Below are 12,409 nucleotides of genomic sequence, written 5' to 3' on the forward strand. Positions count from 1 at the left end.
CGAAGACCGCAGTAGTGAATGGATCAGCAAAACGGTATCCCGTGTCATCAAAGTGGTTGGAGTATTAATTGGAAGTATCTCTCTCATCGGATTGATTATGATTAGTACGAACGTAAACCATACCGAATATGTACTGCTGAGCGTGTCCTTGTTGCTGATGATTACGATGATTGCCATACCGGAATCCAAATTGGATTCTGTAGTCCGTTATACACTGCTAACCATCAGCTATATTACAGGTCTTGCGGCCATTGTATGGTCGGATCAGACGCTGCTCTCGGTATTATTTCTGGTCGTTTCCATCGCCGGATGGCTTCGCTCCAAGGGGAAAAGACAGCGATTTTTTGTTTATACTTTTGTGAACCTGAATATAGCAACTGTTTTATTTAAACAGTATCAAGAATGGGATGGTTGGAACTGGACCTATAAGTTCATCATCTTCACCCTGTTCGTTCTTAATGCCGTGTTATATGGAATAAGCCACTTTAAACCCAAGACAGAGTTAAAAGGGCATCTTCGGGATAGCTCATTATTTTTTAGCTTATTGTTCCTGTTGTGGACGACGTTCTTCGAGGATGTCATTCCACACTCTTATATGTCCATTAATATTTTTTATTTTGTTATCGTTACTTGGATGGTCTTTACCTTTATCCGTCACAAACAAAAATCGGAGGCCATTACGAGCATCATATTCTGGTTTATTTTTATCGGCTTCAAATACTATGATTTATTGTGGACGCTGCTGTATAAATCTTTTACACTGGCGCTGCTGGGCATCATTGTGCTCGGAATTACCTGGTGGTTCGATCGACGAATGGCCCATAGCGGCAAAGCAGCATTCGATGCCGACCACCGCAGCTTTAGCTTCATGCGCTTAAGCCCGTTACTCATTGCTATCGTCATCGTGCTACAGCTGGGGATTATCGGCTATCAGACGGCGAGGAGTGAAACCCTGCTCGCCACAGGTGCCTCCGTGAAGCTCAAACTGGCTCCTATAGACCCGCGTTCCCTGCTGCAAGGCGATTATGTAGCACTGAATTACGATATCTCTACCCCTCCTTCCAAGAATCCTCTTCAGGAGGATTGGAACCGAGGCAAGGTTAAAGTCGTTCTCACCCCAGATCGTCAAGGGGTATACATCGCTGATCGTCTGTATCAAGATGGTGAGAAACTTGCCCCTCATGAGCTTGTTCTCAATGGGCAATGGAATGGTTCTCGTATTCTGTACGGTATTGAGAATTATTTCATTCCTGAAGGAACCGGACGTACTGTTGAACAGAACGCTCATTACGCCTATATTCGGGTCAGCCGCAATGGAGACGCGTTGCTGGAACGTCTGACGGAAAGCTGATCTGGATTAGCGAAGGGGTAGAGAGGTAGAGGTAGTGAACGAAGCGGGGCTTTAAAAATTCACTCGTACAAAAAGCAGGCTGAACCAGGCCGCTCCACGGCTGGAGCATAACTCGGTTCAGCCTGCTTTTTCTTTTGTAACCATAGAGGAAAACTCCTTATGGATAATCTTCTCTAAAAGTTTATCCTCGTTTATACCCCTCTCGACCATGCCACGATTTCTTTAATATCCTGCGGCTGAGTCCGACAACAGCCACCAATTATACGTGCCCCTGCTTCATACCATTGACGGGCACTCTGTCCGAACGTTTCTGTACAAGTACGGCCATGCCATGTCTTGGTGACCGGGTCATATTCCTCTCCGAGATTGGGATATACCACCACCGGCTTATCCGTATGGCTGTGTATTTCGTGAATAAGGGATGGAATAAATTTGGGCAACGTGCAATTGATCCCTATCGCAGCCACCTGCTCGTGCTCATTCAGCCACTTTGCACATGCGGCGGCAGACTCGCCATTACTGATGTGCTGCTCATCCTTTGCACTAAAGCTGATCCAGGCATACGTGCCGGGGAATTCCTTCAGCAAGCGGGCAATGGCCTTGGCTTCCACCAGACAAGGTATCGTTTCACAAGCTAAAATGTCCGCCCCAGCCTCAATCAGAGCTTTCATGCGCGGCCTGTGAAACTTCATAAGCTGCTCCTCGCTTAGCTTATAATCACCTCGATACTCTGACCCATCAGCGAGAAACGCCCCATAGGGTCCGACAGAAGCCGCAACCAGCGGCTTGGGACGATGCTGCTGACTTGCAGTAGCCGTCACATCGGTCCAAAACTCATCTCGTGCCTGTACAGCAATCTGCACCGATGACTGAATCAGCTTCAACGCCTCATTTTCGCTTAGTCCGCGTTGGACATAGCCCTCCACGGTGGCCTGATAGCTCGCTGTAATCGCACAGTCTGCCCCAGCCTCAAAGTAGTCTCGATGGACACGCTTGATTGACTCCGGATGTTCGTGGAGTATTTTGGCGGACCATAAGCTATCGTTCAGATCATGTCCATGACGTTCGAGTTCAGTCGCCATTGCGCCGTCCAGCACGATCAGTTGAAATTCGTCCAGTATACGTTGTATCGGATTCATGCGGCCCCTCCTGCTTGTCTCATCCCATTTAACCCACTGTGTAGGTTGGAATTAATTTTTTATATTATAGCATGTATGCTGATGAACACCTCACATTCACATCCTGATGTAATGTATAAATTTTTTAAATTAGTTTCATAAGTTAAATTAATTAGATATTGTTCTTTTTTTCACAAAGTTTTTTTACTATAAAGATGCAAACCAAACACTTTGGCCAAAAGATCAGGGAAACGAATAACATCGTTGTCACTTGGCAATACCCGAAAGTTTCCCTCTGTATTATTAAAATGCTTGTTAATCGCAAATGAACACAGTCTTTACATGAAATAAAACTTTATGCTGAATAAGGAAAGATCAAATCTCCATAATAAGGACGTATACCTAACGAAAGGGAGGATCACGGATGATTGACAATCTCGAAAGCAATTACGACTGCGCTCACGCAGGACAAGACCTTCATCAGCTCAAACAGGAGCTTGCCGCGCTCCAGGCACAAGGGACCAACGACCAGGCATCCAAGGAAGCCATTCATCGGCTGGAAAATCAAATTTCGTTTATACTGAACAAATGCGATATTAACCACTAGTTGCGTTTGCTGTTTGGTCAAATAAAAAAACAAAACCGGCTTGCCTTTAAAGACAAGCCGGTTTTGTATGCTCAAGTTTATGCACAAATAAGTACAAACTTCACAAAATTCCTCGTATCTCATCCAACGACTGTACCTTTTCCTGCTGCATCCATTGTTCAAGCCCATATACCAACTCTGCCCCTGCATGTAAATGGACAAAATTATACGTACCCACCTGAATGGCGGCGGCCCCTGCCATCGTGAATTCAATAATGTCCTCCACTGAGCTGATCCCGCCCATCCCGATCACGGGAATCGATACCGCCTGCGCTACCTGGTGAACCATACGCAAGGCAATCGGCTTAATTGCCGGGCCTGAAAGACCTGCATACGTGTTGGCGAAAACACTGCGCCGCCGACGTATATCTATTTTCATTGCAGAAAAGGTATTGATCAGCGAAACGCCGTCGGCACCTTCTTCCTCGCACATCACCGCCATTTGCGTGATGTTCTCTGCATTCGGCGACAGCTTGACGATCAGCGGAAGTGCCGTCACATTGCGCACTTGCCGCACAACCTCCCGCGCTACCTCTGTCTGGATACCAAATTGCATTCCGCCCTGCTTCACATTGGGGCATGAAATGTTCAATTCCAGCATATCAACGCCTCTGCGGTTCATTGTACGGCGTTTTTGTGCATTTTCCGTAATCATAGCTACGGCTTGGACGTATTCCTCCAGATTGGAGCCGCCCACATTGGCAATAACAGCCGTATTCCAGCGAGTCATGCCATCCAGCTCATCCTTCAAAAAGGCTGCCACACCCGGATTTTCCAATCCTACACTATTGAGCATGCCGGATGCTGTCTCATGTATTCGTGATCCCGTATTCCCTGCCTTCGGATGAAGGGTTAGTCCCTTGCCGACAATGCCGCCAAGTAGTTCGGGAGAATAGAACTCCGCAAACTCACGCCCAAATCCAAACGTACCCGATGCCATGATAATTGGATTTTTGAACGGTACACCTGCTATATTACACGCCATGGAGATCATCGAACTCCACCTCCTCCACCGGGAATACAGGCCCTTCCTTACACACCCTCCGATTGCCTCTGCGGGTACGCATGGTGCAGCCCAAACATGCGCCGATACCACAGGCCATGTGTCTTTCTGTTGAAATATATAAACGGGACGATGTACCCGCCGTTTTGAGTGCGAGTGCTTGCAACATCGGAGTTGGCCCGCAGGAGAACATATTCGCATAAAGAGCCGGATCGACCTCTTCGACGATGCTTCCTCCTACCTTGACCTGCACAGATGCCGCCGCAGCCTCGAATGCTTCAACCCCGAAGGCTTGCTGCGCAAACCCCAGATACACGTGTGCTTGCGGGTAATATTTTGCAGCCAATAACAAAGGAGCTGTACCCATCCCACCGCCGATCAAAGCCAGACTGCCCTCAACCTGTGGAAATCCATTTCCGAATGGTCCTTCCAACTGAATCTCCTGACCAGGCTGTAACTGGGAGAATAGTTTGGTTCCCTCTCCAACGACCCGGTATAAAAAGGAAATACTCTCTTCGCCAATATCATAAATACTAATGGGTCTGGGCAGCAGTGGATAACCTGTCCCGCTGCGCAGCATGTAAAACTGCCCCATCTTCCCTTTAAATTTGCCCTCTATTTTCATTACATAGATGCCCGGAACGAGTGCCTCATTTGAAATTATGTTCGCCATATAACCCCTCCACTAACCACTCACTATAACGCAAAAACAGCAACTGTTACGTGACTATTTTCACATTTCCAGACGGCGTTTCATTCTATGGCTCATCCATAAAAAAGCGTACTCCTGTTAGAGAGTACGCTTGTATGTTTAACTAATCGCTTCGCGCTCCGCATTGCGGCTACCGCCCGCATCCTTGCGAATTTGCTTGCTACGCAGCTGTCCGCAGGCCGCATCAATGTCGACTCCATGCTCCAGTCGAACACTACAGCTAATGCCTTGTTTTTTCAGCACATCATAGAAGCCAGTGATGGACTCCGACTCACTCCGCTGATATTGGCTATGCTCATCCACCGGATTGTACGGAATCAGGTTTACATTGGCCAGATTACGACGATGGCCCACCAGCTCAGCCAGTTCAAGCGCATGCTCCTTACCGTCATTCACATCCTTCAGCAAGATGTATTCCAGCGTAATCCGGCGATTCGTTTTGTCCAAATAATAATCAATCGCCTGCATGAGCTTCTCAATCGGAATCGCCCGGTTGATCTTCATAATGCGGGTACGAATCTCATTATTTGGAGCATGAAGCGATATTGCCAGATTAACGTGTAGATCGGAATCTGCAAATTCAATGATTTTATCGGCAAGGCCACTGGTGGACACAGTAATATGCCGCGACCCAATCGCCAGCCCTTTGTGATCCTTAATGACCCGAATGAAATCGGACAGGTTCACAAAGTTATCAAACGGTTCGCCGATGCCCATGACTACAACGTGACTGACTTGGTCGCCCGGACGTTCCTTGTCCAGATACAGCTGCACCTTCATAATTTGCTCTACGATTTCACCGCTGGAAAGGTCACGGCTCTTCTTTAACAATCCGCTCGCACAGAAGCTGCATCCAATGTTGCAGCCCACCTGCGTCGTCACACATACAGATAATCCAAATTTATGTCGCATTAATACCGTTTCAATCAAATTACCATCCTGCAAGCGGAACAGGAACTTGACCGTCCCGTCTGCTGACTGTTGCTTCACGTGTTCTTCCAGGGTCTCAATAGAGAAGTGCTCTGCCAACAGGCCAGTACAATTCTCATGGACCTCTGTCATTGACGCAAAATCAGTAATCCGTTTCCGGTACAATGCGTCCCATACCTGTAATGCTCGAGATTTTTTATGTCCATGCTCCATGAGCCATGCTGTTAATTGGTCTAACGTTAATCCATAAATGGATTCCTTTTTCATGTTCGATCCTCTTTTCACAAACGTTAAAATTCGTATTTCTATATATAAAACCTAGCTATCACGACTCGTCTCAACTATCATTGCATCATAGCATGTTTGAGCGCTCTGCGCTATTCAAACACTTCTTGTATTGTCCCAAATTTTAATTATGAACACAAGGGGGCAGGCTGACGATCCTGTTCAACAATAGCACGCAAAGACAGGATGACGGACTCCGTGAATGATATGATTACAACCAAGGAAGGTGATGTATTTGGAATGGTTGCTTCGGATCAAGAACGCACTCGACCTCATGGAAGAGAGAATGCAGCAGCCCCTCGATATTGATGAAATTGCAAAGGCGGCCTACTCGTCACCCTTTCATTTTCAACGGATGTTTTATATGCTGACAGGCGTTACGGTAGCAGAATATGTGCGCAAACGTCGATTGACCCTGGCTGCTCAGGAATTGAGTCTTTCTACCACCAAGGTACTGGATGTTGCGTTCAAATACGGATATGATTCCCCCGAATCTTTTTCTAAAGCGTTCCGAAAGGTACACGGTATTTCTCCCTCTGAGGCCAGAAACCCGGGGGTGAACCTGAAAGCCTTTCCGCGCATCACCTTCCATCTATCGCTGAAGGGAGATCAGGAAATGGATTATAAAATTGTAGAAAAGACGGCCTTTACGGTCATTGGCAAATCCATTCAAGTAACCACTAAGAACGGTGAAAATCTTCGGGAAATCCCAAAATTCTGGGATCAGCTTAACGCAGATGGCACCTCAGATCGCATTCATGCCTTAGGGACAGGCGACGATATACTCGGTATCTGTCTGGACATGAAGCATGGTGAGGAAACGTTTAGCTACTTCATCGCCGCAGAGGGCAGTGAAGATGTGGCAGCCTCGAACGGATTAGAAGCCAGAACCATTCCGGCTGCAACCTGGGCTGTGTTTACATCCATCGGTCCTATGCCTCAGACGATCCAGAAGGTATGGCAAAGAATTTTCCAGGAATGGTTCCCTGCCAGCAACTATGAACATTCAGGCGGTCCCGAGCTGGAGGTATATACCATGGGGAATGCTCATGCTGAGGACTACCGAAGTGAAGTATGGATTCCAGTTACGAAAAAATAAACAAACGAACCGGCTGCCTATTGCAGTCGGTTTGATATTGTGTGCTCAGGACAATTGCCCAAGTTCCTGCTTTAATACAGAATATAGCCTTGAGCTTGCCAGCTTCAACGGTGCCTCAGTTGCTTTACACAGAAGACCAAAGGTCATATCAATCAAGCTGCCGCTTAATTGCCTCACTGCTGTTCCTTCCGGAACAGGATCGACTAGAATTTGTGGCACAAGAGCAATCCCTAATTCACATTCCACATAGGATTTTAGAGCCGTCATGCTGCCAATTTCCATCGTGTCTAACGTGGTTATTCCATATTCCCTCATGACCATTTCAAGTTTGCGCCGATAAGGACAAATGGACGACGTAATAAGCAGGCGATGCCCTTGCAAATCTGCGGGTCCAATGTACTCCTTTTCTGCAAGAGGGTGACGTTCAGGCATCAAGACTACAAAATTCTCCTTAAATAAAGGTTCAAAATATAGCTCTGAGCCCAAATCGGGAGCGGAGCATAATGCGATGTCCACGTCCCCTTGGAGAATACGCTCGCTTAATGTAGGGGTATTTCCGAACTCTACAGAAACCCGAATATGAGGATAATGGGTTAAGAATCGTTTTAAAATTTCGGGGAGCCGGTAACTGGCGGTCGGTTCGGTCACTCCTATACGAATGTCCCCTGCGGTTCCCCTTTGCAAGTTCTCCATATTTTCCTGCAATTGCTCCATGTCTTTTACAATATGCAAACTTTGCTCGTACAACATCCTGCCCGCTTCAGTTAACTTTATTTTCTTGCCCCGTTCAATCAGTTGAACTCCCAGATCGGATTCCAGCTTCTGTATTTGCATCGTCACAGTGGATTGTGCATAATTCAACGCTTCCGCTGCACGCATAAAACTTCCGTAATTCACAATCATCTGAAATGTTTTGAGTGCTTTAATATCCATTCTCTACTCCCATATCACTTGCTTATTCAGGTTTATTGAATTATAAGTTCATTTAATTCAATTATACAAAATATAATACACCCTCTACAATGATCCATATTAGACCATATTATGTTTCTCATATAAAACTAACGAGTTGGATAAGGAGCGGGTATTCATGGATTTATATCAAAAAGTAGCCCTGGTTACAGGTGGCGGTACAGGAATTGGGAGAGCGGTATGCATGCAGTTGGCGGGCCGAAAGGCTACAGTTGTCGTCAACTATTCCCGTTCTAAAGACGATGCAGAGGAAACCGTACGTATGATACTGGAACAGGGAGGACGTGCAATTGCATTACAGGCAGATGTTTCCCAGGATGAGGAAGTTCGAGCAATGGTCGAGCAGATTGTTCACCAATACGGAACAGTTGATGTATTGGTGAATAACGCCAGCATTACACATCATATTCCGATGGACGATCTAGAGTCCGTTACAGAAGAGGTGTGGAATGATCTCTTGGCTGTCAATGTGAAAGGTATGTTTTACTGTGCCAGAGCCGTAGCTCCTTATATGAAACATCGTCAACAAGGAGCTATCGTCAATCTGGGAAGTATAGCTGGACAAACAGGATTAGGTTCCTCGCTCCCTTATGCAGTATCCAAAGCAGCCGTCCACGGGCTGACCAAATCGTTAGCACGATCACTAGCACCTGATATTCGCGTCAATTCCATCGTGCCAGGCGCGGTGGCGACCAGATGGTGGGCAGGTAGAGAAGAACAAATGAAACAATTGGCTCCCCATCTGCTGTTGCAGCGCATTTCCACACCTGAGGATATTGCCAGCATGGTCTGCTCTGCCCTGGAACAGGAAGCCATGACAGGCCAGATCATTACGGTAGACAGCGGACAGACGCTATAAGAATGTTAAGCTTCTAGACAAAAACAGGCATCGTTTATCTCAACGATGCCTTGAAGGTTTGCAATCCTATTCCTCAATGGTCTGCTTTTAAATCTAAGCCAAACCTCTTCAACTCAATAAAAACACCTTCCAGTCGCTTCCCTTTCTCCGTTAACGAATATTCAACACGCGGGGGAACCTCGGGATAAACCTTTCTTTCTAACAGACCGTTGTCTTCAAGTTCCTTTAGGCGTAGAGAAAGCGTCTTGGGACTAATTCCTTGCATGGATTTCTGAAGCTGGCTAAATCTCAGTGTTCCTTCAATCAGCAGGTCACGAATAATTAAAAAGGTCCATTTGGTTCCGATCAAATCAAGCGTTTGGGCAATAGGGCACGGCTGGCCTGGTATTCCCTTCGTCAATTCAATAGGTTCTGGGACATGCATAGGAACTCCCCCCACAAAAAAATCTCCTAAACCCAATGATATCACAATAGTTCCTTTTAGGAAACTATATGAATTAAATATCACTACTTCCCTAAATGAACTTACTACATATACAATATCGACGTAGCCAATAACGTTTTCTCTACTACAAGGAGGTGAAGAGTTGAAAAATATATTAATCATTAATGGTCACCAAAAGTATGACTCTTCTGAAGGGGATCTAAACCAAACTTTGATGGACCATATGGTGCGTCTTTTAAGTGAAGAGAACAAAGTCAAGACAACAGTTGTTCAGAATGGTTATACCATCAGCGAGGAACAAGAAAAATTTGTCTGGGCGGACGTGGTCATTTACCAAACACCTATCTATTGGTTCAGTGTTCCTGGATTATTAAAGACTTATATGGATGAGGTCTATGCTTACGGTGTATTCTTCACAGGTTCTCGCAAATATGGGAGCGGAGGTTTATTAACCCACAAGAAATATATGTTCTCGACAACCTGGAATGCCCCAGAAAAAGCTTTTAATGATCCAACTCAATTTTTTAAAGGCAATAGCCTAGAGGCTGCACTCTGCCATTTGCATTCTGCACATGCATTTCTCGGTATGGAGCCTTTAAAAAGCTTCGCATGCTACGATGTCGTTAAAAACCCAAATATACCTCAATTTATGACTGATCTTGCTGCTCATCTGAAAGCCGTATTCCATGAGTAACACATCCAGCTAAACATTAGGAGGAATTCCAATTGCAAAACCAAAAAATTGTGATTATAGGTGGAAGTTCAGGTATTGGTTTAGAAACAGCTAAGCAAGTCATTTCACTAGGAGCAGAAGTGGTAATCGCCAGCCGCTCCGAAGATAAATTGCACAAGGCCAAAGAAATGCTGGGCCCTCGTGCAACAATCTATGTACTGGACACGACAGATGAGCAACAGGTACAGTCTTTCTTCGAAAAAGTGGGCTCCTATGACCATCTTATTGTTAGCGCGGCAGAAACATCCGGCGGGTCATTCCTTCAATCAGAAACAACTGCAGCCCGCCAGCTCTTCGAAAATAAATTCTGGGGCCAGTACTATGCAGCTAAATATGGGGCTTCCCAACTCTCAAACCAAGGTTCCATTACCTTATTTTCAGGAGTGGTGGCATACAAACCGATGATCGGCTCCTCAGCGCTTGGGGCTGTGAATGCAGCGGTTTCGAATCTTGGTCAGACTTTGGCGTTAGAGCTTGCTCCTATTCGCGTGAATGTCGTCTCCCCTGGCATTATTGATACACCTTCCCGCAGCAAAATGCCTGAAAATACGCGCAATCAGTTCTATAATACAGTGGCGAATAAGCTCCCTGTGAACCGAGTCGGACTTGCGGAGGATGTAGCACGAGGTGTACTTTATTTGATTGAAAATCAGTTTGTGACCGGGACAATCCTCCATGTGGATGGCGGACATATTTTAACCTAAAAGCTTCGTCCAGGATCGGTTAGTCGTACAGCAAAAAACGAAGAACGCTCCTCGCATCTTTGCTTGGGCGTTCTCCTTCTTTTCTTATCCATGAATAGTTTAAAACACTTTATACTAATGATGATGAATACGGCGTTTATTTCTCAAAATAGTGCGAATCATCTTATGATTCGGGAGCTGCCTGAATAACATATGCCCGGGATGCGGATTGGCCTCGATAATCCAGATTTGACCGCTCTTCTCAATAGCAAGATCGATGCCCAGCTCGCGAACCGGATGATTTTTGTCAATCGTGTCAGCAATAATTCTGGAAAGCTCGATGACCTGGTCCAAAATCTCTTTCATTTTCGCTCTGTCGTTTTTGAAAACCCTTAAAAGCACTTTGGACAACGGCGCCGCATGCCCCCCCTTCCTATAATTAGTAACGACTTTCTGAGGTGCAGCGACACGGCCGGTTATCCCTGAGATCACCCATTCCGATTCCGGTTTCTGCATATACACTCTGGCATCAAAAATGGAACCTTTGTACTTGGCTAACTTGAGTCCTTGCTGTACCAAATAACGACGATGAGGTTTCCGGTATCTTCTAATGGCTCTTCTTACAGCGTGGGACCTAACGATTCTGCGACTGGAGCCACAACGAACCTCATATCTCCTCCCTATCTTTTTTGCGCGTATGATGCCGGTTCCTCCACTCCCATAATTAGGCTTGATGAAGACCGTACGGTAGGTATCCAGCATCCGTAAAGTCCTTGCATTCGTAATCCAGCGGGTTTCGGGCAAGTGCGAGCATAAAATGGGATGTTGTCGCATTTCCTTGTATTGAATCATCTTTCCAATGGGCACGAATATCCCTCGATTCTGTTGGGTTTTTGCACACACTACATGAATATGCATCTATATTCTATCTTGGTAACGGCGAATGCCACAGTTTGCTATGAAGAGGCAAATCTCCTACTCTAGCAGTCCCCTTAATTTAATTTTTTTAAAAAAAGAGTATCAAATGACAAAAACGGATATTTGTCATTTGATACTCTTTGTGTTATCCTCACTTCAGGGAGGTGACTCACACGGTAAACCAACCGTGTCTCTATGGAAAAACCCTCAGATATTTTGACCAAGGAACAGATTCTCACTGCGACAGAAGACACACTTAGGCGATTTGGTGTAGCCAAAAGCTCCGTGACCGATGTTGCTAAAGTATTGGGAGTAAGTCATGGCACCATTTACCGGCACTTTAAAAGCAAAGCTGAGCTTCTTGAAGGTGTGACCGAAAAATGGCTAAATGAAAAGATTATCGATCCATTAACGGAGATATGTCAGGATTCATCTGTGCTGGGAATACCACATTTAAAACAATATATACAGACCTTGATCGAACTCAAGCAGTATTATGCCCGCGATGACGAAGAAATGTTCGAGATGTATACCCGTGTCACCGAGCAAGCAGCGGATTTAATCGACCAGCATATCTCCCACATTGTGAGCCAGCTCGCTGACATTATTGTGCGTGGGGGCATTACAACGGATCACCCGGCCCAATTGGCACGTA

The 12,409-nt window shown here is 45.9% G+C and carries 14 protein-coding genes; 7 read left to right on the forward strand and 7 right to left on the reverse strand.

Features of this window, described 5'->3' with window-relative positions; all coding sequences use genetic code 11:
- The coding region (locus tag AC5V8P_RS17185; protein WP_495473740.1) for a GDYXXLXY domain-containing protein at positions 1-1,351 on the forward strand (1,351 nt) is incomplete at its 5' end.
- 191 nt (positions 1,352-1,542) lie between these two features.
- Here AC5V8P_RS17185 and mmuM read toward each other — a convergent pair.
- Positions 1,543-2,490, reverse strand: coding sequence for a homocysteine S-methyltransferase (gene mmuM, locus AC5V8P_RS17190; RefSeq protein ID WP_064797588.1), 948 nt, complete (start codon positions 2,488-2,490; stop codon positions 1,543-1,545).
- A gap of 403 nt (positions 2,491-2,893) precedes the next feature.
- On the opposite strand from mmuM, the gene AC5V8P_RS17195 reads away from it, so the two are divergent.
- On the forward strand, positions 2,894-3,076 hold the full coding sequence (locus tag AC5V8P_RS17195; RefSeq protein WP_064797587.1) for a hypothetical protein: 183 nt from the start codon (positions 2,894-2,896) through the stop codon (positions 3,074-3,076).
- A gap of 100 nt (positions 3,077-3,176) precedes the next feature.
- Here the strand turns inward: AC5V8P_RS17195 and AC5V8P_RS17200 are convergent, their stop codons facing one another.
- From AC5V8P_RS17200 to rlmN, 3 genes are all read right to left on the reverse strand, one after another.
- Positions 3,177-4,109, reverse strand: a complete 933-nt coding sequence (locus AC5V8P_RS17200) for a dihydroorotate dehydrogenase (protein WP_064797586.1) — start codon at positions 4,107-4,109, stop codon at positions 3,177-3,179.
- Entirely contained in the window at positions 4,090-4,791 is a 702-nt protein-coding gene (locus tag AC5V8P_RS17205) for a dihydroorotate dehydrogenase electron transfer subunit (protein WP_064797585.1), read from the reverse strand. Before AC5V8P_RS17205 ends, AC5V8P_RS17200 begins: the two co-directional genes overlap by 20 nt.
- A 138-nt stretch (positions 4,792-4,929) precedes the next feature.
- Positions 4,930-6,027, reverse strand: coding sequence for a dual-specificity RNA methyltransferase RlmN (gene rlmN / locus AC5V8P_RS17210; protein WP_064797584.1), 1,098 nt, complete (start codon positions 6,025-6,027; stop codon positions 4,930-4,932).
- A 247-nt stretch (positions 6,028-6,274) separates the two neighbouring features.
- On the opposite strand from rlmN, the gene AC5V8P_RS17215 reads away from it, so the two are divergent.
- The gene (locus tag AC5V8P_RS17215; RefSeq protein WP_064797583.1) at positions 6,275-7,144 is read left to right on the forward strand and encodes an AraC family transcriptional regulator; all 870 of its coding nucleotides are present in this window, start codon (positions 6,275-6,277) and stop codon (positions 7,142-7,144) included.
- A 45-nt stretch (positions 7,145-7,189) separates the two neighbouring features.
- Here the strand turns inward: AC5V8P_RS17215 and AC5V8P_RS17220 are convergent, their stop codons facing one another.
- Positions 7,190-8,077 (reverse strand): LysR family transcriptional regulator, encoded by an 888-nt coding sequence (locus AC5V8P_RS17220; RefSeq protein WP_064797582.1) that lies wholly within the window; start codon positions 8,075-8,077, stop codon positions 7,190-7,192.
- Positions 8,078-8,234: 157 nt separating this feature from the next.
- Between AC5V8P_RS17220 and AC5V8P_RS17225 the strand changes: the two genes are divergently transcribed.
- The gene (locus AC5V8P_RS17225; RefSeq protein ID WP_064797581.1) at positions 8,235-8,975 is read left to right on the forward strand and encodes an SDR family NAD(P)-dependent oxidoreductase; all 741 of its coding nucleotides are present in this window, start codon (positions 8,235-8,237) and stop codon (positions 8,973-8,975) included.
- 73 nt (positions 8,976-9,048) lie between these two features.
- Here the strand turns inward: AC5V8P_RS17225 and AC5V8P_RS17230 are convergent, their stop codons facing one another.
- A complete protein-coding gene (locus AC5V8P_RS17230) occupies positions 9,049-9,399 on the reverse strand; it encodes a winged helix-turn-helix transcriptional regulator (RefSeq protein ID WP_063207476.1) in 351 nt (116 codons plus the stop codon).
- Positions 9,400-9,562: 163 nt separating this feature from the next.
- Between AC5V8P_RS17230 and AC5V8P_RS17235 the strand changes: the two genes are divergently transcribed.
- Both AC5V8P_RS17235 and AC5V8P_RS17240 read left to right on the forward strand, forming a co-directional pair.
- Positions 9,563-10,114, forward strand: coding sequence for an NAD(P)H-dependent oxidoreductase (locus AC5V8P_RS17235; protein WP_064797580.1), 552 nt, complete (start codon positions 9,563-9,565; stop codon positions 10,112-10,114).
- Between the two features lie 32 nt (positions 10,115-10,146).
- Positions 10,147-10,857 (forward strand): SDR family oxidoreductase, encoded by a 711-nt coding sequence (locus AC5V8P_RS17240; protein ID WP_064797579.1) that lies wholly within the window; start codon positions 10,147-10,149, stop codon positions 10,855-10,857.
- A 114-nt stretch (positions 10,858-10,971) separates the two neighbouring features.
- Here AC5V8P_RS17240 and AC5V8P_RS17245 read toward each other — a convergent pair whose 3' ends face one another.
- Entirely contained in the window at positions 10,972-11,754 is a 783-nt protein-coding gene (locus tag AC5V8P_RS17245; RefSeq protein WP_063207486.1) for a YheC/YheD family protein, read from the reverse strand.
- A gap of 195 nt (positions 11,755-11,949) precedes the next feature.
- Between AC5V8P_RS17245 and AC5V8P_RS17250 the strand changes: the two genes are divergently transcribed.
- Positions 11,950-12,409 (forward strand): TetR/AcrR family transcriptional regulator (locus AC5V8P_RS17250; protein WP_495473741.1); only part of this gene is annotated, 460 nt, incomplete at its 3' end.

The sequence above is a fragment of the Paenibacillus sp. N119s genome (assembly GCF_059447605.1).